We start from the raw sequence: 20,618 nt of genomic DNA, 5'->3' as shown, positions 1-20,618 counted from the left end.
TTGCGAGATTGAAAGGGGTGGCCATCTATGGGATGGATTCGAGGTAACGGCTTGGTGCAGTAGATCTGATAGCAGATTGTGCCAAGCGTTAGAATAGAAGGCTGTCAGACTGCTGTGCCATTTCTGTATGTTGAAAAAATAGGAAATGGAGTGGCAGAAATGAGAGGAAAAGAGTTAAAGAAGGAATGGATGGAAGCCCAGAAAGCGGGTTTTACCGGATGGGATTTTTCAAGAATTGCGGCAAGTGTGTCAGAAGATTTACTGCCATGGGAGTACAAAGAAGTCGTTTTGTCTCATATAAAGCCGGAAGCTCAGCTGCTGGATATGGGAACGGGCGGCGGCGAATTTTTACTGGAGCTCGGACATCCGTATGACAATACGTCGGTTACGGAAGCATGGGAGCCAAATGTAAAGCTTTGCAAGGAAAAGCTTGCACCGCTTGGCATTAAGGTGAAGCAGGTGGTTGAGGATGCAGCGCTGCCTTTTGACGACAATGCATTTGATCTGGTTATTAACCGTCACGAAGCCTATGACATTTCAGAAGTACGACGTATCTTAAAACCAGGCGGCCGTTTTATTACTCAGCAGGTAGGCGGCCGAAATAATGAGTGGCTATCCCGGTTTTTAATTGAAGATTTTCAACCGGAATACCCTGGCCTTTTTCTGCAAAACGAAAAGCAAAAATTTTTGGCTCATGGGTTTAGTATAGAAGCCCAAAATGAAGCATTTCCTTTTATGCGCTTTTATGATGTGGCAGCGATCGTCTATTATGCGAAAATCCTGGAATGGGAGTTTCCGGGTTTTTCAGTGGAAACTCATTTTGAGCGATTAAAAAGCCTGCAGGAGATGCTGCTTGAAAGGGGATTTATTGAAACCCTCGAGCACCGCTTTTTTTTATCTGTGCGGAATGAAAAATAGTAGACGTAAGGAGAGGCTGGGAACAGGACGTTCCAGCCTTTTCCTTTAGAATAAAGTATTGATGATCCTCATCATGATCAAAAAGATTAGCAGAGCCGGCACGCTGCTTATGAACGTAGCGAGTGAAAGTAAGGCTCTGTTTTTCCTTTGATTTTGATACAGTAATACAGCCAGAATGGCGGGATAAATAAAAAACAACGCTTCAAGCAGAGTCATGACACTGCCTCCTCTTACTTCACATATTGAGTCGGGTGAGACTGGACGGGTTATTTCTATTGCCTGACGCAATGAATTTGCTATACTGAGGAAATAATTAGAAATATTAGGAGGGCTTTTATGGAATCGTTAACGAAGAAACGCACGAAAGCTATTTTAATTGATCTGGCCATCTCAAGTGTCGTGACAGCGGGGGTTGAATATCTTCTCCGTAAAAAAGTGAAAAACGAACTGGTTCATGCGCTCGTTACTCCAACTGTTGTGATGTGGGGACTTGAGTACGCCCAGCTTCATTGCGGCGGCCAGACAATCGGCTATAAAAAAATGGGGCTTGCACTTGAAAGCGTGGAAGGCTCGGCTCTAACGACGGAACAAATAGTTAAGAGATTACTGTACCGGGACACGAAAAGCACGCTGGACTTGTGGAAGAACCGCGTTTCATTTGAAGGAGAAGCAGGAGCTGTTCTTCCTCACGATGTCTTTGCCGGTACCATTGTCAGAGAACGATAACGGAGACAAAGCTTACGTCTATCCCGCAGATATTTAAAGTGAAAAATCTCCATTCACAAGGCGAATGGAGATTAGTTTATTTTCTATTTATCCTCTTATTGTGTAAAGACCTTCTGCTTGAAAGACTCCTTTTATCGCATTCCGCCCTTCTGTGAGAACAGCCATTCTCCAATCATGTTCATCCGGGTAGAACATAGCTTTAAATTCGCTGAGAATTTTCTGGCGGTCTTCTTCGTGCTCTGCTCCCTCATGATAAAGTCTGTTTTCAAGCGTGATCGTTAAGAATTCACGAATGGTGGCTGACATGCTTGTCCCAAAGGTGCCAAATTCAAAAAGAGCAGAGAAGAGCCTTGTTTGGGGAAACTCAAGGTTCTTGATTTCATAGAAATGATTGGTTGAATCGCCTTTCACATCAGCGGGGCTAAATGTTTTTACATTTCTCAGCCCGTATTCCTTCTTCAGCTCTTTTTCACTGCGGCCATCGGTTTCGCTCATGACCATTGTGACTTCCTTAGTTGGTCCAAGAGCAGTGTGCCAGTCCATGTGTATAACTTTGCTGAATGTAGACAACAGTTTTCGCTGAATGGAACTTAAAAAGATGGCAGACTCTTCTTTTTCTTTTCCTCCATAATAAACCCCTGTAGGAAATTCAAACTGCCCCATGCCTTTTGCCTCCATCAGACCGCTATAGCCTTCTGCAACAACGCCTTTTGACATATGATTGCGAATTTCTGACTCTTCTACCAGGTAGCTTTTAATCTTGCCATCCGGAAGAAATAGCTTAAGTAAACGTTCATATTCTTTATTTATGTCTTCAGGCATGCTTGAATCAACTAAATAATTTCGGTTTAAATCTACATTGTTTTCTGTCACGCGTCTGAAATGCTTCATTCCCCAGGGGTTCAGTGCATGAATTAAGCAGATGCCTGTCCGTTTAGCATCGACTAAGTCTGCAAGCTCACTGGCGAACACATCAAGCATCGCAGCTCCTGCATAGCCTTCAATTCCATGCTCGCCTGAAGTCATAAACAGTACGCGTTCATTCGTTTCAGTACCCTCAGCGTAGATCATATCAATCGTGTTGTCTTCTTCTTTTCCGATTGAGTGCGAAGTCAGCTCCGCATTTGGCCATAGTGCTTTTATGATGTCAAAGTTCTTGCGAAAAACCTCGCGTGATTCTTCATAGGTTTTTGGAAAATACTCATCAATTGCCTTCATTGGACAGATCCTCTCCTCATCATTCTTCTTATTACATAGCTTTCCACTTAAGTTGAATCCTGAAACATTACCCCGTAGAAAGTGCAAATTCTTGTAAGCATAGAAAATTAAGACTTTCAAATAGGCAGCCACACAAGGCAGATTCCGGATCCATGCATATAGTAAAGCAGTACCGTTAAATAGGGGAAGTGAAAGATGATGGATAGAAGAAGAAACCGGCCAGGCCTGTGCCTCTTTCCGGGATACAACTGGTGCGGACCCGGTTGCAGCGGTCCCGGAGCACCAGTTAACGAAGTCGATGCCTGCTGCAAAGCACACGACGAATGCTATGGGCGGGGCGGCTCGAGATGCGAATGCGACCGTGCTTTTCTCGAGCAGCTGGCGAAACATGCAAACCCCCATACAGAACAAGGCAGAAAAGCAGCTTTAATGTATGACTTTATCAAGTTTAGAATGGCGTTTACTTGCGGGGGAAGATAGAGAGGAATTTAACCTTTTCATTACAATAGTTGTAATAAAAAGGTTTTTTTGTTTGAAAGTAGAAGACTATCTATACGTCTGTGATTACAGGTGATGAAAGGACAGGGAGGTAGAGTATGAACAATTTGTATAGAGCATATGGCTCTTTTTTGGAGGAAAAAGGATACACATTCAGGACCTCGGCATTTCTTCAGTGGGGGCAAGGAACAAATTCTTTAGGCAGCTTTCTATTATTAAACCCGGGAAGTTCAGAACCCTTAAAAAAGAGCGGCTTTACAAATGCAGAAGAAGTGTACGAGCTTAAAGTGGACCCAACAATGAGGCAGATTGGTAGGCTGGTCAGCAGAATCAATGAGAGTAAGCCGATGGACGGAAGAGTGCAAATTTATAATCTGTTTTCATTTAAGAATCCAAATAGTAAATCAGCTATAAATTTGTATGAGACAATCTCTCAGCTGCAGGATACGACCATTCTAAATGAACTTCCTCTCTTAGAAGAACTCAAACAGCACCCGTGGATGTGTTACGGTTGGGGCATTCATAAAACAAGTTATCGGCATTTATCTGTAAGAAAGGAAAAGTGGCTGAATCATGTGAAAGATTCTAAGATTCCTACATTCGGAAAGCTGCACTCCAACGGCTATGATTACTATCATATTCTTCCCCTGTTGATTAAAAAACGGGATCAAATTATAGAGGACTTAGCTGAAGAGTATGTTAAATGCTTAAATGATCCAGTCAAAAGATGAACTGAGGGAAATATAAAAAAACATGAATTGAATTCTGCCCTTCTCCTAACGGAAGAGGGCTTCTTAAATTTTATGCTTTTGCCGAAAATTTTCTCATTCAATTAACCTGTTATTGTGTAAAATAATTACGGAGTGATCTTTAGAAAGGGTGAAAGAAACCTGGATACGATTTTAATAGAGTGGCTTCAACAGCATCCTTCGCTGGCTATTGGAATCAGCCTGCTGGCAAATGTAGTGATCAGTGTGTTCGCCATTATACCCAGTTTCTTTCTTACAACAGCGAATATTGCTTTTTTTGGTTTTGAGCAGGGCTTGTTTCTTTCATTTGCTGGAGAGGTTTTAGGGGCAATTGTCAGCTTTTATCTATATAAAAAAGGTATTCTGTTATTAAAAGAGCGAGGAAAAACCAAATATGTTAAGTGGTTTAAACGATTTGAGCAGTTGAAAGGTATAAAAGCATTTGGTTTAGTCCTCGGCCTGCGCTTGCTGCCTTTAATGCCATCAGGACTTGTGACATTGCTGGCAGCAACAAGTTCAATGGGCGCATTATCTTTTTTTGCGGCCAGTGCTATAGGGAAAATACCGGCTGTTGCATTTGAAGCGTTTGGTGCAAATCAGCTGCTGCTTGTAAATGAGAATATGATTTGGTTAGTGACAGCTATTGCCTTGGTACTAATCTTTGTATCTGTCAGGGTGTCATCTCACTCAAAGTAGCAGATATATGGATTAGCAGAACGACAAAACTTGATGGAAATCACTTGTGCTATGCATTTTGCAATCCATTGATGGTGTGGAAAGGATAGGCTCTAATCTTTAAGAATAACGCCTTCTTAAAATAGTGAAAATTACTTAATTATTCTTAACAGAATAAGAAAGATAATTGATGCTCTAACATATAGAACACCTAATTACTCTAAAATTCTTCAAGAAACAATAAAATATACATACATATTATGACAAGATGTATTAAATATGGTACTATAAGCAACGTGTTTGTTATCACTGTAATGGGAGTGAAATTATTTGCAGGACGTGCCTACTCAAAGAAAGATTCGCGCGGAGCTGGAAGGTTTGCGCGCTGTAGCTGCCATACTGGTTGCCATTTATCATATTTGGTTTAACCGGGTTTCTGGAGGGGTCGATGTATTTTTTGTAGTCTCTGGATTTTTGATAACTACTTCTCTATTATCCATGTATCAGAGAAACGGAAAGATTATGTATTTTTCGTATATCGTAAAGTTGCTAAAGCGATTGATACCAACTGCATGGGTAATTGGTATTATTACCTTTCTAGCAAGCTTGGTTCTGCTGCCGCTTTTTACAAGATACCAAGTTTTAAGTGAATTTTCAGCATCTGCTTTTTATTTTCAAAACTGGCGATTGGCGATCGATGCAGTTGATTATTTAGCACAAAATAATGATGCTTCACCCTATCAGCATTTTTGGGCATTGAGCATACAGTTTCAATTTTACTTGCTGTGGCTGATCCTGTTTTTTGTTGCAGTCTCTTTAAGAAAACTAGTAAAAATTGAAATGAAAAAAGTACTTATTTTTACAATCAGTATTGTCATTTTGGCCTCACTGGCTTATTCAATTTATTTAACAAGCGTGAATCAACCAGTTGCATACTATCATACCTTTACACGAGTATGGGAGTTTGGTATTGGCGGAATTCTATCTTTGGTCATTCATAGAATTACTGTAAAGAAATCACTTGCGTGGATTATGGGGTGGGCTGGATTAATTGGCTTACTTAGTGGTGGAATACTGTTTCAGGTATCAGATGTATTCCCGGGTTATGCAGCATTATGGCCTGTTTTATCAGCAGTGTTCATTATTATTGCAGGAAATCACGCAGAACGTTTTAGTGCATATAAAGTATTAAGCTGGAAGCCTTTTGTTAAATTCGGTGGGATTTCATATGCATTTTATCTTTGGCATTGGCCTCTATTAATTTTTTATTACGCATATTTTGATGTAGAAGAAGTTTCAATTGCATACGGATTAGCCATTATGTTAGCTGCAGCAGTCCTGGCTTATTTAACGATAAGGCTTGTGGAGAAACCGGTTCGAACAGCAGACATTTCAGTGTGGAAGACTGCTGGGGCCATCCTTGTTTTCTCGAGCATATTGCTCGTCTCAGCTCAGTTTTATCAAAATAATGTATTAGAGCAAAAAGAAGCAGACGATGTTTCTGGTCCTTTAGATATTGTAGTGGAAGACGCGGACGTTTCGGACAATATAGAAGAAGAGGCAGTGGTTGTTCCTTCAAATCCTGGTGCGTTAATCAAATTATATTCAAACCATCTGCAAGGGGATATAGAATTTGAAGAAGGCTTCTTACCTGCTTTGGAAAATGCTAGTAATGACTTAGCAGACATATATGCGGATAAATGTCTTCTAGGCGGTGGTAAAACGGATGTCAAAATTTGCGAGTACGGTGACGTAGATAATTTCACTAAAACCATTGCCCTAGCAGGTGGTTCGCATGCTGCCCATTGGCAGCCAATGCTAAATGAAATTGCAAAAGATGAAAATATTAGAATAAGAACCTATCTTAAAGGAAACTGCCGATTCACTACTAAAGTAGAATCAAGCTATACTGAATGTGACCAATGGTTTGCAAATGTGATGGAGGAAATCGTGAATGACAAACCGGATTTAATATTTTCTGTTGGTGACGTAGGCAGTAAATTGGAACGGTTTGACGCAGTGCCGGCTGGTTTTATCGAAGCATGGGAGTTTTTTGAGTCACACGATATTCCACTTTTTTTAATTAGTGATACCCCATGGTTTAGCGAAAATGTCCTGGATTGTATAAGTGATCATGTAGATAATCCGGAGGTATGTAAAGAGGATCGTGATGTAGTCGTCAGAGATCCAAGACCATTATCCATGGTAGAGTCGCTGCCTGATAATGTGACAACAATGGATGTAACTGACTATATGTGTGATGAAGAATACTGCTACTATATTGTTGGTAATGTAATTTCTTATTTTGATAGAAATCATTTAACAGCCACTTTTTCCAGAACGTTCGCCCCCATCATGAAAGATAAGATCATGGAAGCTTTGGAAGGAACAAATAAGGCAGCAAATACAGATGAATCTGATCTAACGACAAATTAATTATGAATGAGAGGCCGGAACAATTTGTTTCGGTCTTTTTTATATTACAAGCGATTATCAATTTAAGCAGGTTCTTGTAATGGGTATTTATTGTACAATAAGAAAAGAAGCTTTTCTATGGTATATAAATACAGACCTAATATGAATGAATAAGAGAGTAATTGTTTTTAATAAATCACAAAGAGAATAACGTAAACGGATAAGGAGAATCACCATGAAGCTATATGGGGCACTTATACTATTAAGTTTAATTTGGGGTCTTTCGTTTGTCTTTATAGAAGAATTGATTTCAAGTGCGGGTGTGTGGGGGACCGTTTTTGTCAGGTGTCTTGCAGGAGCTGTTATCCTGATTCCTGTTCTTTTTCTGAAGAAGAAACCTGTAAAAAAAGCGGGTCCACTCCCATGGAAAGCAATTATTACAGTCGGTGTGTTTAATGCGGGGCTGCCCTGGGGATTGATTGCGCTCAGCCAGACTGAAATCACCAGCAGTGCTGCTGCAGTATTGAATGCCTCAACGCCTATTCTGACAGCCTTGATGGGGTTTGCTGTTTTTTCTGTACTGTTGAATAAACGGCAGTGGGGAGGCATTGTATTGGGCTTCATTGGTATTTTGATCCTGATGGATTTTCAAGTTGGGGAGATTTTTTCAGGACATTTTATCGGGATTGGTACCATGATTCTCGCAGCAGCCTGCTATGGGTTTTCTTCTCAATTTTCCAGAAGATACTTAAAAGAAGTGAATGTATTCGTGCTGACTGCTTTATCGTTGCTCGTTGGTGCTGCGATCGGCGGAATTGGGGCCCTGCTTACCACTCCATCTTTCTTTGCTGTATTAATTGAATCAATTGATCCGGTGTTTATTGCTGCTGTGATAGGGCTTGGGTGTTTAGGATCCGGAATTGCTCATCTTCTTTTCTATTATTTAATTAATGAGGGCGGGGCTGAATTTGCAACTACTGTAACGTATCTTGTTCCTTTGACGGCAATCCTTTGGGGGCATGTTCTGCTGGAAGAGGCGATTTCGAGGAATTTAATGGCGGGTTTGGCAGTCATTTTCCTTGGTGTTTTTCTGGCTAATCAAAAGCCGAAATGGAACAGGCAGGCAGATAAAACGCTCGAAAGAAAACAGGCATAAGTACCCACTCAAAGCGTTCTAATCAGAAGATAAACAGGTATTTCACGTTTAAAACGAAGGAGGGAAAAGAATGAACGTGTCTTTTTGGCTTTCACTCTACTTTATCCTATTTGGCTTGGTTGTTCTGGTCTTTATAAAAAGGAGATTCGAAAAGAAGAATAAAGCGACGACTCAATTCATGGTCGGATGGATCTGGGCCACAGCCATATGGGGATCTGTAAGTGTGGTTTTAGTCCCTTTTTATATTTTTCAATAGGCTCCTTTTTCATTCGTTTGAAAAAGTTAACTAGAATTTGGAACCTTTCTCCTTTTATTCCGTAAATATAGTCGGAATCATTTATTTTTTCTGAAGACGATTCTTTGGAAAAACAATAAAAGGAGGAAAATACATAATGGAAATGCTTCAGGCACTCTCGATAATTGTTCCCATTCTAGTCGTGCTAGCGATTGTGGGAGTCATCGTATTTATTTACTACAAAATCCGCTACAGAACAGCACGGTCAAATCAGGCACTTATTATTACAGGACCTAAATTGGGAGATACAGAGAAGGAAACGAATATATTTACCGATTTAGAAGGACGTTCAATGAAAATTATCCGCGGCGGCGGTCATTTATTACGAATGCACCAAACTGCCACACCCGTTGAACTGACTTCCTTTCAGCTCAAACTGACCACTCCCCGAGTGTATACAAACGGCGGGGTTCCGATTGTGGCCGACGCGGTTGCAATGGTCAAGGTTGCCGATACGCTAAAAGGGATCGCAAACTATGCTGAGCAGTTTCTTGGGAAGAAATCAGAAGAATTGGAAGAAGAAATTTCAGAGGTTCTGAGTGCGAACCTACGGGCGATTCTATCAAAAATGACGGTTGAGCAAATTAACGAAGACCGGGAATCGTTTAATGCACAGGTAACAGACGTGGCTCAAAAGCAGCTCGACGACATGGGGTTCCGTATCACATCACTTGGTTTAACAGACCTGCGTGATGCTGACAGTGAAAATGGCTATCTTGAAAATCTTGGCCGTCCTAGAATTGCCGAGGTTCGCAAGCTGGCAGAGATCGCGGAAGCAAACAGTGAAAAAGAAACACGAATTCAGCGCGCGAACTCTGATAAAGAAGCAAAAGAAGAAGAATACAAGCGAGAGACGGAAATTGCCGCTGCGCAAAAAATTAAAGATTTGAAGGATGCGGCCATTAAAGAAGAAACCGAACGGGCACGTGCAAAATCAGAACAATCTTATACGCTTGAAAAAGCAAAGCTTGATAAACAGGTGCAGGAAGAGGAGCTTGGTCTGGTTGCGAAGCGCAAAGAAGAAGAGCTGCGTATCCAGCAGTATGAACGTTCCCGTCAGGTGGAAATCGAAGAAGAAGAAAACAAAATCCGCAGAGCAAAATCAGATGCTGACTACTATACAGTTACGAGACAAGCAGAAGCAGACGCACGCAAAGCAGAAATTGACGGGGAAGCAAAAGCGAGAATCAAGCGGGAAGAAGGTCTTGCTGAAGCACAGGTTATTCTTGAGCGCGGTAAAGCGGAAGCGGAATCAAGACGTCTCCTGACTGAAGCAATTGCTCAGCACGGGGAAGTCATTCTGGCAGAGAAACTCATTGAAATGCTGCCGGTTTATGCAGAGAAAATTGCTCAGCCATTATCCAATATTGACTCGGTGAAAATTATCGATACGGGCAACGGCGACGGAGTGTCCGCATACGGAAAAAGCATCACTCAGACCATGGTTGCTCTCCAGGAGCCATTAAAGGAACTTGTAGGAATTGACGTTTCCAAGCTTCTTTCGGATGTAGTGAACCGCGGAAATACCCATACAGTTGTTACTGAAAAAGAAAAGGCACAAGAAGCTCAAAATGATGCCCAGCCTCCTGCAACTCAGGGACCGCAGCCTGAGGAGCCGAAAAGGGAAGACTGAACACCATCTACTTTATAAAGAAAACATGGAAGAGGTTGAGACTCAATGTTCTCAGCCTCTTCTTGTACTTGAAAAGAAGGAGGGATTGAAATGAGGCTGTTGTCACTGCTTGAGTTACTAATTCTTGCTTTAATGTTCGGCTGGTTCTTCTATGGATTGGACCCTTTAATGGAAAATCGCTGGACTGCTTACTTCACTTTTATGGGGATTGCTACCGTTATTACAATCCTTTTTTATAAGCTCGAGGGGAAAATTCCCATCCTGGAAAAACGATTGGACCAAAAGATCAGTTTGCTGCTTATCTTTTCTATCATTTTGATTCCAATCTTATTGGCTTGGTGAACTAGAGATAGGCTTTCTTTCGTGTACAGGAACTGTACAGTAACTTCCCGTTGTCCTGGCAGATGTTCTTTCGCTATAATTAGCTATACCAACCTAGAAGGGAAGAACCAGCATGATGATACGAATTCGGCCAATGCTCCTGCTTGTGTTTGTCATGCTGGTGTCAGCGGCCTGCTCGTTTGAAACAGAAAATCAAGAGAAGGAAACCGTTGAGCTGACCATTTCGGCAGCTGCAAGCCTTCAGGATGCATTGAGAGAAATCAAAACAGAATTTGAACGTGACTATTCATACATAACCATTCAATATAATTTTGCTTCTTCCGGAACTCTTCAGCAGCAGATCTCCCAGGGGGCGCCAGTCGATGTGTTTCTCTCTGCTGCAGCAGAAACATTTGATCCGCTGTTGGAAGAGGGGCTGATTGATTCAGACCAATCGATGGACTTGCTGGGCAATGAAATCGTCCTCATCGTGCCAAGAGGGGCGCAAAGTGAATTATCGTCGTTTGAACAAATTGTTCATGCAGAGCGAATTGCCATTGGCACTCCTGACTCTGTCCCGGCAGGCATCCACGGGAAAGAGGTGCTTGAAAGTGTATCTGTTTGGGATCAGGTTGAAAGCAGCTTAATCTTTGCCAAGGATGTCAGGCAAGTGCTGACGTATGTAGAAACGAATAATGTGGATGCGGGTATTGTGTACAAAACAGACGCAATTCGTTCAGAAAAAGTTGAGATTGCGGCTGAAGCGGGAGAAAACCATCATACCCCTATTGTTTATCCTGCTGGGGTTGTGAACTCGGGGAATTATCCTGAAGAAGCGGCGCTTTTCTATCAATACATACAGAACGATCAATCAATGGAGATATTTAAAGAATATGGGTTTAAGGATTTGATTAAATAAATGACACAGGATTTTTGGGGACCCATCCGATTATCAATTGAAATTGCAACTGTATCAAGCTTGTTTGTCCTAATAGTTGGGCTGCTGCTCGGAAACTTTATGGCAAATAGAAAATTTAAAGGAAAGACGGTTGTAGAAACTTTCTTTCTTTTGCCTCTCGTCCTGCCCCCCTCTGTCGTTGGTTTTCTGCTGATTGTCATTTTTGGCCGCAACAGTCCAGTTGGGCAGTCAATCGAATGGTTATTTAACCAGCCAGTAATGTTTACCTGGTGGGCGGCTGTGATCGCTTCTTCTGTTGTCGCGTTTCCACTTATGTATCAATCATCGAAAACCGGTTTTGAGTCCATCGATGAAGATATTCAGCGCGCAGCAAGAGTCGATGGTGCAGGGGAGTTCGCGCTCTTTCTTTATGTATCGGTGCCGCTGGCCGTAAAAGGAATTGTTGCAGGCGGCATCTTAAGCTTTGCGAGAGCTTTAGGCGAGTTTGGTGCGACGCTGATGTTTGCAGGCAATATCCCTGGAAGGACCCAGACCGTTCCCACGGCCATTTATACGGCGATCGATTCCGGGAACATGGAGCTGGCCTGGTTATGGGTGGCCTGTATGGTGGGGCTTTCATTTTTTATGCTCATCCTGGTCAATCTAATACGAACGTAGTATGCAATCAGATTTTGTCTCGTGAAAATCTGATTGCTTTTTTGATTTACATTTAATGGAAAAATGGAAGAGTTTTTAATGGTTCAGGTTGTGCGGAAGGAGATCGAATGCACGAAGGAGAATGTATGAGTAAAGATACATGTGTTTATCGTGAATTTGAAAGGGTAAAATTACCATACAGAATGTTCTGATTGAGGAGTGAGTTTTTGAATAAAAGCAGGATAATCATCTGGTCCGTTTTTGCAAGTTTAGGTCTTGCGCTGCTGATCATTTATTTAGTTGGAAATGAGGATGCTGAAAATATAGAAGCACAGATTAAAGAGCGGCAGGAAAACTTTGATTCCGTTCTCAAGGAAAAGGAAACAAGCTACGGAATGCTCGTTTTTTATTCATTAAAAAAAGAAGAAAGAGGCGGTATTGGCCTGGCACTGTTTCAGGAAGAAAGTGAAGGGAATTGGGTGTATCAGGATGGGACGGCTCATCTGTCCAATTTGAATCGACGCTCATTTCTATCAGACTATATTGAAATCAACGATGAAATGAAAGTCGTCTACGGCTATGTACATGATTCTTCTATTAATGAGATTGATTTAGTAAAAGAGACGGAGCTTGAAAATGATACGCTAATGGTATCGGATTCTCATATTGCCTATGCCTTCGTTGATAAAGACAAAGAAGTGAAAATTCAGCCGGTTGATAACTAAATCTGTATTGCGATTCTCATCAAGTATTGTAACGTCATAATAAAAAAATCCGAATCTCTTTTTAAGGGATTCGGATTTTTTATTGGGCAACTTCCTGCTCTGTATGTTCAATATGCGCTTCACCCCAGCTGCACATCACATCAAGAATGGGCTTTAAAGACCAGCCGTATTCCGTCAAGGAGTACACTACTTTAGGGGGGATTTGATCATAAACAAGACGATTGACTACGCCATCTGCTTCTAACTCACGCAACTGCTGCGTCAGCATTTTCTGTGTAATGCCAGGCATAAGTCGTTTCAATTCACTTGTTCTTTTTTCTCCTTTATCCAAATGACAAAGAATAACAACCTTCCATTTTCCTCCGATGACCTCTAAAGTCGCTTCAACCGGTATATTATAAGGCATTTATTTTCTTCCTCTCTTATATACGTCATTTATCATAATTCCATCATCCCGATGATCATACCATCAATTCTTAAAGTTATAAAGCACTTTATAGGACATACAGGCGTTTTATATCCTATCAAATATTACCAATCACTAAATGAACGATGTATTTTGTGATGAAAACCCTTAAAAGATAGGCTTGAACGGGAATAAACAGGAACTTTAAAGTACCTATAGCACTTTAAAGTACGTACTTCCTATTTTGTTTCTTCCCCCTCATAATCAAATTCAGAAAGACAGCACGGCAGGCGCCGCCGGGTTATATAAATAAAAATTTTAGATAAGGGAGGAATTCTTTTATGAATTCTCATGCACATACAATGGATCAATCACAGATAAAAGGAGGTTTTCCCGCTCTTATGGCATTGGCCATCAGTGCTTTTGCCATCGGGACAACTGAATTTGTACCAGTTGGGTTATTGTCGACGATTTCGGATGATCTGGGTATTTCGATTACACTTGCAGGTCTTTTAATTTCCGGTTACGCAATGGGAGTGGCAGTCGGAGCACCTGTGTTAACGGCATTAACCAGTAAAGTAAGCCGAAAAACACTTCTTATGTCACTTATGGTAGTCTTCATCATCGGAAATCTGGTGGCAGCACTATCTTCGAGCTTTTTTCTTTTACTCATTGCCAGATTTATTACCGCTTTCTCACACGGTATTTTCTTTTCAATCGGAGCGACAATCGCAGCTGATTTAGTTCCCTCTCACAAACGTTCAAGTGCTATTGCCTTCATGTTTACAGGGCTTACAGTAGCTACTGTAACAGGGGTTCCGCTTGGTACGTTTATCGGACAGGCGTTTGGATGGAGAGCAACATTTTTTGGTGTGGCTCTTCTCGGACTTATCGGTATGGCAGCAAGTGCCATACTTGTCCCGAAACATTTAAAAGAAGCAGCTCCTTCTTCATTTAGTGAACAGCTGAAAATTTTAACAAATGGCCGTCTTCTATTGGCCTTTTCCATTACGGCTTTGGGATATGGGGGGACGTTTGTTGCTTTTACGTATCTTACGCCGCTTCTTGAAAATGTAACAGGCTTCAGTTCTAAATGGGTCAGCATTATTTTACTTGCCTATGGGGTGGCTGTTGCAATCGGTAATATCATAGGGGGTAAAGCCACGAATAAAAACCCGCTGAAAGCTTTGTTTTGGATGTTTGTCCTGCAAATGATTGTTCTGGTGCTTCTAACATTTGCAGCTCCCTTTAAAATAGCTGGCCTGATTGCCATTTTTCTTATGGGATTGTTTGCTTTCATGAATGTGCCAGGGTTGCAAATTCTAGTGGTAAATCTGGCTGAAAAATATGTGCCTTCAGCGGTAAATGTGGCGTCTGCTTTGAATATTGCGGCGTTCAATGTTGGAATTGCAATCGGATCTTTTATCGGTGGATTTGTAGTGGATGGCATCGGCTTAATCCACACCCCGTGGATCGGTGCTGTAATGGTAGCAGGAGCTGTGGCGTTGACAGCCTGGCTCCGGCGTCTGGAAACAGAATCGTGATATAGGGTAGTAGTTATCCTAAATAGGAGGTGAGCGGACCTCTTCCTGAAATAAATAGGTTCCAGAAGAGGCTGGGACAAAACTCAAAAGAATTTAAAAATAAAGAAGTATTTATCAATAGTAAGAGGAGAGCGGAGTGGAAGGTGGCGACTCCCAGCAGGATATGACGGCAAGGTGAGACTATACAGGGCAATTGTCTGGAGAGGGTCAGCGACGTCCCTGCGGTAAGGGTCCGCCTGAAGTGCAGCGAACTGGTCAAAGAGCTTGAGACACTTTTGTCCCAAGCTCTTCTTTTGTTTCAGTTTATCGAAATCTATTAGTCAAGACATACTTAAAGATCGTACCCTGCGTGTAGCAGGATTCCTATGAGAAATGGAAGAAAAAGAGGGATTTGATCTCCTGTTCTTGAATGACTAGAATGGAAGTGAACACGTATTTTTGATCAGGAGCTGAGTAGATGACAAAAAATCGACTAGCCGTTACAGGAATGCTTTTATTAGCGATCGCCTTAGCTTACTCCTCCTTTGAAGTAAGTATGAAGTATCTGCAAAGCAAGGAAGACTCCTATATTCCACAGGAACCATACCGGGAAGAAACCATATCAGAGGAGGATCTGCAGAGGCAGGAACCTTCCAGGATGATCTCTCATCTCGCACCCTCAACTGAGGAACAGAAACTGCCAGTGAAAACGGAAAATCATTATATTGTTTATGAAAATTCTCTATTTGTAACGATAAATAATGGAGATACATGGGTAAGAGTGCCGGACGACGAGACGGCGGGCTATGCAAAAATTAGCGATTACCTGGACGGGGTCTCCGCTCAGAGTGTCTATCAAAGGGATGAGAGAATAACTGTTGTGTATGGCGGCCGGGGGGTCGAAAACCTATCGTTGATTACGACTCGGGACAGTGGAGAAGTTTGGAGCGTAGGTAGTGTCCCGAGAACGGCCACAGGCGCACTGGACAAAGGGTATGATGAACTTTTTATTGATTTTTTAGAGGATGGAACAGGGTATCTTGCCGCTGTACCGGAAGACGATGAGACTGTTTTGGCATTTAGAAGTGTAAATAATGGTGTAACGTGGGACCCAGTCGAGAATAGGGATGAGCTTTATACAGAAATTCTAAGGCATTTTGAGCTGAGCGGAGGTGTCTGAATGATTCGAAATCGAAAGATAAAATGGCTTCTGCTGGTTAGCAGCTTTCTACTGTTTTTATTTCAGGCGGTACTCATTGGAATTGCAAAGCCGCGCGGCTACACCCTTCTTTATGACTGGGTATTTTATTTGGTTAATTACACAATCATTGTCATGATTCTTCTCATTTATATACAAAATTCATTTATAAGATGGACGGTGCGAATGACAGCGGTTATCGTGATCGTCAGTACAACGGTCTTTTTAGTATTCAGAGAGGATGTTCATCTTGTGGTTGACCGATCAGAGGACGGACGTCATGAAGTGATTCTAAAGGAATACAGCTCAAGAAAGCAGGAAACCATCAGCTTGAAAAGAGCGGGATGGATTTTTGGGAGGCAGACTGATCTACTGACTGGAAGCTCAGACTATAAGACACTTAAGGAAGATACATATAAAATAGAATGGCACTTCGGAGATACAGCGGTTATTACGTACCAGGCATCACCAGATAAGAATTCTCTTCAGCAGGAAGTGGTCAATTTTAGACCTTCTTCTTATGTCAGCTATCAGAATGCTGTCGTGGGTCTGATGGGGGAATGGGTTGATCGCAACCAGCCCGAACATGCCCTGCAGGCTGAAGGCAGTCAATTTGTGTATGCCCGCGATGGGGAACTATTTTATTACCGGGCAGTAGATGCAGAGCAGCATGGAATTTTTGCCGTGACGCTTAAAGGCTATGAACAAAACCCGTCTTTGACTATAGTGCTAAGTCCTGAGGCGGAATTTGGCGACGATAACCTCATTGACGGTTCCATTACCATTCATCCTGTCAGCCTGGAGAAGGAGGATGGGGCAGTATTTGAGAGAGAATAGCTTTTAGGCTGCGCATGGTGTGAAAGAGAAAGTAAATTGGAATGGTGTGGTAAGCTGCGGGGAATTCAGGTTACTTCTTTAAAGTAAGCGGCTAGGCACCTGTTGCATTTCCGGGGCATATAGTAGGGAAAACGGGAAAGATGATGTGAAGGAAGATGAAGTTTCGGAAGAAAAACACGATGTCCCTGCGCGCAAGCTTCATGATTTCATTCGTTTTATTTTTACTCTCCTCTTTTTTTAGTGTCTGGCTGATCGATAAACGAATCGAGCCGAGCATTATGAATATTGCCGAAACCAAGACGCATGACATTGCCATCCAGGCGATCAACGAAGCGGTTTCAGAGGAAATGACCACCACACTGGACATTAAAGAACTGATTATCTTTCAAGAAACTAGTGAAGGAACGGCGTACAGCTTTAACCCGATTGTGTATAACAAGCTGGATAACGAAGCATCATCAAGAGTTCAGGAGTTTTTAAACAATGGGTATAAAGCAAAAGAGGCGGAAGCGGCAAATGTAAAACTTGAGGATGACATTATCTATTATATGCCGCTTGGGATGACAACCGAAAATTTGCTTTTATCAACACTTGGCCCAAGAATTCCTATACAGTTTGAAACCATAGGCAACGTAACGACTACCATAAAAACAACATTGGAGGAAAGTGGAATAAATAATACGTATTTAGAAATATTCCTTGAAGTGGATGTAGAAATGAAGGTCATTATTCCCTCCATGAGCAAAACGATGGAGGTGAAAAATCTGATCAAGCTTGGTGATTTATTTTTAAAGGGGGATGTGCCGGAGTATTATGGCGACGTACCAGCGATCGCGAGCGGCGAAGATGAAGAATAGAACGAGCCTGAGACAAATGTGTCTCAGGCTCTTCGACCGGCTCAGGAAGTCGCTCTCCTTGCACTATTGATATACTATTTTTAACTTTTTGAGTTTTGTCCTGACATCAGCATTTTATTCAGGGTCAATCTCCTGCTCAGTTTTAGTGATTTCCAGCGAAACAAGCAGTGTCTGGTAGTTCTCCATTTCTGCTACTGACAGGCGGTAGATCCCTTTTTGAATCGAATAGTCTGATGCATTTTCTTCATTATGACGCTGAATCCACCCGCCGATCGTATCGATATCGTCACTGTCTTCAAACTCGATGCCGAACTGCTCTTCAAGTTCCTCAAGCAGAACGCGTCCGTTAATATGATAGGTCGACTCGTCGATCTGCTGAATGTCTAAAAGTTCATCCCCGTCAAATTCATCTCTGATCTCACCAACAATTTCTTCAAGGATGTCTTCCATGGTGACAAGGCCGGCTGTACCGCCGTACTCATCGATTACCAAGGCGATATGAAGGCGCTGGGACTGCATTTGAAGCAGCACTTCTTTGATTGTCGCGGTCTCATGAACAAACAGCAAATTGTGGGTGATATCTACAACGCTGCTGGCTACCCCATTTGCAAAATTTGTGAGCATTTCTTTCACGTTGACAAAGCCAATTATATTGTCCTTGTCTCCATTTTCTGTGACAGGATAACGGGTATATTGATGCTCGTCAAAAATCGGCAGAATCTCATCCTGGTTTAGAGACTGGTCAATGGCGATCATCTGTGTCCTCGGTACCATGATGTCTTTTACCGCCCGATCGTCAAATGCAAATATATTGTTCAGGTAGGAGAGCTCCGTCTGATTGATTTCGCCGCCTTTATAGCTCTCCGTGACAATAATCTTTAGCTCTTCTTCTGAGTGAGCCTGTTCATGACCTGCCGGCTGTACTCCAAAAATGCGGAGCAATAAGCGGGCAGAGCCGTTTAACGTCCAGATCAGGGGTTTCATAATTTTCCCGAACCAGTAGAGGGGACGCGCTAGCAAAAGTGTCATTTTTTCTGCATATTGAATCGCAAGGGTTTTTGGAGCAAGCTCTCCAACGACTACATGCAAAAAAGTGACGAGTGAAAAAGCAATAATAAAGGAAGCGGTAGCAGCAACAGTAGCCGGAACGTTAAAATTATCGAATACCGGATACAGCAGACGTTCAACCGTTGGCTTTCCAAGCCAGCCGAGACCGAGGGCTGTTACGGTGATGCCAAGCTGACAGGCAGACAGGTAATAATCCAGATCACTGGACAGCTTTTTTGCGACGACGGCCTTCTTATTGCCCTCTGAAATTAACTGGTCAAGCCGGGAAGCTCTCACCTTTACAACAGCAAACTCTGAACCGACAAAAAAAGCGGTCAGCGCAATTAATAAAACGAGTAAAGACAAATTTAAGACGATTATGGGATCCAATATACTCCCTCATAAAAGAGGGATTCACCTCCGGGTTCATTTACTTTCATTTTTATATGCTGAATAATGCTGGGATACTAATTACAGGACTTATATTCTTACATATCACGTCCGTCTTATGAATCAATTCAGCTGCAATTTGTTCTTACGCAGATGGATCATGAAGAAGTTCAAGCTTTAACTGAAGGATTTGGTGATTATCCATCTCCATTACAGTCCAGCGGGCTTTCTCACCATCAATCGAATCCTTTTCTTCAGGTTCGTTATGCTGGTGCTGAAACCATCCGCCAATCGTGACAACATCTTCACTGTCCTCAAAGTTCAGAGCAAACTGTTCTTCGAGATCCTGAAGGAGAACCCGTCCGTTAATATAATAGGTTGATGCGTCCACTTTTTGAATTTCAGGCGTTTCATCTGTGTCGAATTCATCCTGAATCTCACCCACGATTTCTTCGAGTATATCTTCCATGGTAAGCAGACCGGCAGTTCCCCCGTATTCATCTATAACAAGCGCAACATGCACCCGTTCAGTTTGCATTTTTAATAAAGCATCCTGTAAAGGAGTAATTTCATTGATCAGGACCAGCTCGTGAAGACTGTCTTCAATCGATTGTTCCCGGCCTGCTGCATAATTGGTCAGCATTTCCTTTACATTAATAAACCCTTTAATGTGGTCCTTATCGCCAGCCTCTGTTACAGGATAACGAGTGAAATGGTGCTCATTTAAAACACCCAGCAATTCTTTATGCGTCATATTTAAGGTAAGAGTCACCATCTGCGTACGTGGTACCATAATATCTTTTGCTACCCGCTCATCAAAGGTGAAGATGTTTTCCATATAAGACAATTCTGTTTCGTTAATCTCGCCGCTTTGAAAGCTTTGAGCCATAATAATTTTTAATTCTTCTTCCGAGTGAGCCTGTTCGTGCCCGGCAGGCTGAACGCCAAAGCTCCGAAGAAGCACTCTTGCAGAACCGTTTAAGGTCCAGATAAACGGATACATAATTTTACCGAACCAATATAAAGGGGAAGCAAGGAGCAGTGTCATTTTTTCAGCAAACTGAATGGCCAGTGATTTTGGCGCCAGTTCTCCAATCACTACATGAAGAAAGGTGACAATAGAAAATGCCAATGCAAACGAAATAATGGCTGCAGCAGAACTTGGAATCGCAAAGTTCTCAAACACTGGGTGTAAAATCTTTTCCACGGTTGGTTCGCCGAGCCAGCCGAGTCCTAAAGCGGTTACTGTAATACCAAGCTGGCAGGCAGAAAGGTAGTAGTCTAAATCTGTAACCAGTTTTTTTGCAGTGACGGCACGTTTATTGCCTTCAGATATTAATTGATCAATTCGTGACATTCGAACTTTAACAACAGCGAATTCTGAACCGACGAAAAAAGCGGTGGCGGCGATTAAAACGGCCACGAGTACTAAATTTAATAGCAATATACTGTCCAATGAGTTCCCTCTGAATGAGG

At 42.1% G+C, this 20,618-nt stretch carries 22 protein-coding genes; 17 read left to right on the top strand and 5 right to left on the bottom strand.

The features are described from left to right. Positions 1-78 precede the first annotated feature (78 nt). Positions 79-918, top strand: coding sequence for a class I SAM-dependent methyltransferase (locus tag ACQCT8_RS15820; RefSeq protein ID WP_426872671.1), 840 nt, complete (start codon positions 79-81; stop codon positions 916-918). Between the two features lie 45 nt (positions 919-963). Here the strand turns inward: ACQCT8_RS15820 and ACQCT8_RS15815 are convergent, their stop codons facing one another. Beyond that, positions 964-1,134, bottom strand: a complete 171-nt coding sequence (locus ACQCT8_RS15815) for a hypothetical protein (RefSeq protein ID WP_426872669.1) — start codon at positions 1,132-1,134, stop codon at positions 964-966. Positions 1,135-1,254: 120 nt separating this feature from the next. Between ACQCT8_RS15815 and ACQCT8_RS15810 the strand changes: the two genes are divergently transcribed. Beyond that, entirely contained in the window at positions 1,255-1,644 is a 390-nt protein-coding gene (locus ACQCT8_RS15810; RefSeq protein ID WP_426872667.1) for an RDD family protein, read from the top strand. Positions 1,645-1,731: 87 nt separating this feature from the next. On the opposite strand, the gene ACQCT8_RS15805 is transcribed toward ACQCT8_RS15810, so the two are convergent. Continuing rightward, entirely contained in the window at positions 1,732-2,862 is a 1,131-nt protein-coding gene (locus tag ACQCT8_RS15805) for a M14 family metallopeptidase (RefSeq protein WP_426872665.1), read from the bottom strand. A gap of 195 nt (positions 2,863-3,057) precedes the next feature. Between ACQCT8_RS15805 and ACQCT8_RS15800 the strand changes: the two genes are divergently transcribed. From ACQCT8_RS15800 to ACQCT8_RS15750, 11 genes are all read left to right on the top strand, one after another. Then, on the top strand, positions 3,058-3,342 hold the full coding sequence (locus ACQCT8_RS15800; RefSeq protein ID WP_426872663.1) for a phospholipase: 285 nt from the start codon (positions 3,058-3,060) through the stop codon (positions 3,340-3,342). A 116-nt stretch (positions 3,343-3,458) separates the two neighbouring features. After that, positions 3,459-4,091 (top strand): hypothetical protein, encoded by a 633-nt coding sequence (locus ACQCT8_RS15795; RefSeq protein ID WP_426872661.1) that lies wholly within the window; start codon positions 3,459-3,461, stop codon positions 4,089-4,091. Positions 4,092-4,223: 132 nt separating this feature from the next. Further along, the gene (locus tag ACQCT8_RS15790; protein ID WP_426872659.1) at positions 4,224-4,805 is read left to right on the top strand and encodes a TVP38/TMEM64 family protein; all 582 of its coding nucleotides are present in this window, start codon (positions 4,224-4,226) and stop codon (positions 4,803-4,805) included. Positions 4,806-5,123: 318 nt separating this feature from the next. Next, entirely contained in the window at positions 5,124-7,220 is a 2,097-nt protein-coding gene (locus ACQCT8_RS15785) for an acyltransferase family protein (RefSeq protein ID WP_426872743.1), read from the top strand. 214 nt (positions 7,221-7,434) lie between these two features. After that, positions 7,435-8,355, top strand: coding sequence for a DMT family transporter (locus tag ACQCT8_RS15780; protein WP_426872657.1), 921 nt, complete (start codon positions 7,435-7,437; stop codon positions 8,353-8,355). Between the two features lie 70 nt (positions 8,356-8,425). Beyond that, positions 8,426-8,611, top strand: coding sequence for a hypothetical protein (locus ACQCT8_RS15775; protein WP_426872655.1), 186 nt, complete (start codon positions 8,426-8,428; stop codon positions 8,609-8,611). Positions 8,612-8,747: 136 nt separating this feature from the next. Further along, positions 8,748-10,283, top strand: a complete 1,536-nt coding sequence (locus ACQCT8_RS15770; RefSeq protein ID WP_426872653.1) for a flotillin family protein — start codon at positions 8,748-8,750, stop codon at positions 10,281-10,283. Between the two features lie 90 nt (positions 10,284-10,373). Next, positions 10,374-10,625 (top strand): hypothetical protein, encoded by a 252-nt coding sequence (locus ACQCT8_RS15765; RefSeq protein ID WP_426872651.1) that lies wholly within the window; start codon positions 10,374-10,376, stop codon positions 10,623-10,625. A 112-nt stretch (positions 10,626-10,737) separates the two neighbouring features. Further along, positions 10,738-11,523 carry a molybdate ABC transporter substrate-binding protein gene (modA, locus tag ACQCT8_RS15760; RefSeq protein WP_426872649.1) on the top strand — a complete coding sequence of 262 codons (786 nt, stop codon included), beginning with the start codon at positions 10,738-10,740 and terminating at the stop codon, positions 11,521-11,523. Beyond that, on the top strand, positions 11,524-12,180 hold the full coding sequence (gene modB / locus ACQCT8_RS15755; protein ID WP_426872647.1) for a molybdate ABC transporter permease subunit: 657 nt from the start codon (positions 11,524-11,526) through the stop codon (positions 12,178-12,180). Between the two features lie 206 nt (positions 12,181-12,386). Further along, complete coding sequence (locus ACQCT8_RS15750; RefSeq protein ID WP_426872645.1) at positions 12,387-12,884, top strand: hypothetical protein; 498 nt, start codon at positions 12,387-12,389, stop codon at positions 12,882-12,884. Positions 12,885-12,963: 79 nt separating this feature from the next. On the opposite strand, the gene ACQCT8_RS15745 is transcribed toward ACQCT8_RS15750, so the two are convergent. Then, positions 12,964-13,290, bottom strand: coding sequence for a winged helix-turn-helix transcriptional regulator (locus ACQCT8_RS15745; protein WP_278241003.1), 327 nt, complete (start codon positions 13,288-13,290; stop codon positions 12,964-12,966). Positions 13,291-13,631: 341 nt separating this feature from the next. On the opposite strand from ACQCT8_RS15745, the gene ACQCT8_RS15740 reads away from it, so the two are divergent. From ACQCT8_RS15740 to yunB, 4 genes are all read left to right on the top strand, one after another. Continuing rightward, positions 13,632-14,834 (top strand): MFS transporter, encoded by a 1,203-nt coding sequence (locus ACQCT8_RS15740; protein WP_426872642.1) that lies wholly within the window; start codon positions 13,632-13,634, stop codon positions 14,832-14,834. Positions 14,835-15,291: 457 nt separating this feature from the next. Further along, a complete protein-coding gene (locus ACQCT8_RS15735; protein ID WP_426872640.1) occupies positions 15,292-15,993 on the top strand; it encodes a hypothetical protein in 702 nt (233 codons plus the stop codon). Beyond that, entirely contained in the window at positions 15,994-16,848 is an 855-nt protein-coding gene (locus ACQCT8_RS15730; protein ID WP_426872638.1) for a hypothetical protein, read from the top strand. It begins immediately after the preceding gene. A 155-nt stretch (positions 16,849-17,003) separates the two neighbouring features. Further along, positions 17,004-17,705: a sporulation protein YunB gene (gene yunB, locus ACQCT8_RS15725; protein ID WP_426872636.1), complete on the top strand. Its 702-nt coding sequence runs from the start codon at positions 17,004-17,006 to the stop codon at positions 17,703-17,705. Positions 17,706-17,819: 114 nt separating this feature from the next. Here the strand turns inward: yunB and ACQCT8_RS15720 are convergent, their stop codons facing one another. Both ACQCT8_RS15720 and ACQCT8_RS15715 read right to left on the bottom strand, forming a co-directional pair. Continuing rightward, positions 17,820-19,142, bottom strand: a complete 1,323-nt coding sequence (locus tag ACQCT8_RS15720; protein WP_426872634.1) for a hemolysin family protein — start codon at positions 19,140-19,142, stop codon at positions 17,820-17,822. A 145-nt stretch (positions 19,143-19,287) separates the two neighbouring features. Next, entirely contained in the window at positions 19,288-20,598 is a 1,311-nt protein-coding gene (locus tag ACQCT8_RS15715; RefSeq protein WP_426872632.1) for a hemolysin family protein, read from the bottom strand. Positions 20,599-20,618: the final 20 nt, after the last annotated feature.

This window comes from Jeotgalibacillus proteolyticus (genome assembly GCF_050107735.1).
Taxonomy (GTDB): Bacteria; Bacillota; Bacilli; order Bacillales; family Jeotgalibacillaceae; genus Jeotgalibacillus; species Jeotgalibacillus proteolyticus_A.
This window is presented reverse-complemented; position numbering and strand designations above follow the sequence as displayed.

Excerpts from the sequence above, each read along its gene's own strand:
- ACQCT8_RS15815 (WP_426872669.1), bottom strand. The coding sequence starts at position 1,134 with ATGACTCTGCTTGAAGCGTTGTTTTTTATTTATCCCGCCATTCTGGCT.
- ACQCT8_RS15810 (WP_426872667.1), top strand. The coding sequence starts at position 1,255 with ATGGAATCGTTAACGAAGAAACGCACGAAAGCTATTTTAATTGATCTG.
- ACQCT8_RS15805 (WP_426872665.1), bottom strand. The coding sequence starts at position 2,862 with ATGAAGGCAATTGATGAGTATTTTCCAAAAACCTATGAAGAATCACGC.
- ACQCT8_RS15800 (WP_426872663.1), top strand. The coding sequence starts at position 3,058 with ATGATGGATAGAAGAAGAAACCGGCCAGGCCTGTGCCTCTTTCCGGGA.
- ACQCT8_RS15795 (WP_426872661.1), top strand. The coding sequence starts at position 3,459 with ATGAACAATTTGTATAGAGCATATGGCTCTTTTTTGGAGGAAAAAGGA.
- ACQCT8_RS15780 (WP_426872657.1), top strand. The coding sequence starts at position 7,435 with ATGAAGCTATATGGGGCACTTATACTATTAAGTTTAATTTGGGGTCTT.
- ACQCT8_RS15775 (WP_426872655.1), top strand. The coding sequence starts at position 8,426 with ATGAACGTGTCTTTTTGGCTTTCACTCTACTTTATCCTATTTGGCTTG.
- ACQCT8_RS15770 (WP_426872653.1), top strand. The coding sequence starts at position 8,748 with ATGGAAATGCTTCAGGCACTCTCGATAATTGTTCCCATTCTAGTCGTG.
- ACQCT8_RS15765 (WP_426872651.1), top strand. The coding sequence starts at position 10,374 with ATGAGGCTGTTGTCACTGCTTGAGTTACTAATTCTTGCTTTAATGTTC.
- modA (WP_426872649.1), top strand. The coding sequence starts at position 10,738 with ATGATGATACGAATTCGGCCAATGCTCCTGCTTGTGTTTGTCATGCTG.
- modB (WP_426872647.1), top strand. The coding sequence starts at position 11,524 with ATGACACAGGATTTTTGGGGACCCATCCGATTATCAATTGAAATTGCA.
- ACQCT8_RS15745 (WP_278241003.1), bottom strand. The coding sequence starts at position 13,290 with ATGCCTTATAATATACCGGTTGAAGCGACTTTAGAGGTCATCGGAGGA.
- ACQCT8_RS15740 (WP_426872642.1), top strand. The coding sequence starts at position 13,632 with ATGAATTCTCATGCACATACAATGGATCAATCACAGATAAAAGGAGGT.
- ACQCT8_RS15735 (WP_426872640.1), top strand. The coding sequence starts at position 15,292 with ATGACAAAAAATCGACTAGCCGTTACAGGAATGCTTTTATTAGCGATC.
- ACQCT8_RS15730 (WP_426872638.1), top strand. The coding sequence starts at position 15,994 with ATGATTCGAAATCGAAAGATAAAATGGCTTCTGCTGGTTAGCAGCTTT.
- yunB (WP_426872636.1), top strand. The coding sequence starts at position 17,004 with ATGAAGTTTCGGAAGAAAAACACGATGTCCCTGCGCGCAAGCTTCATG.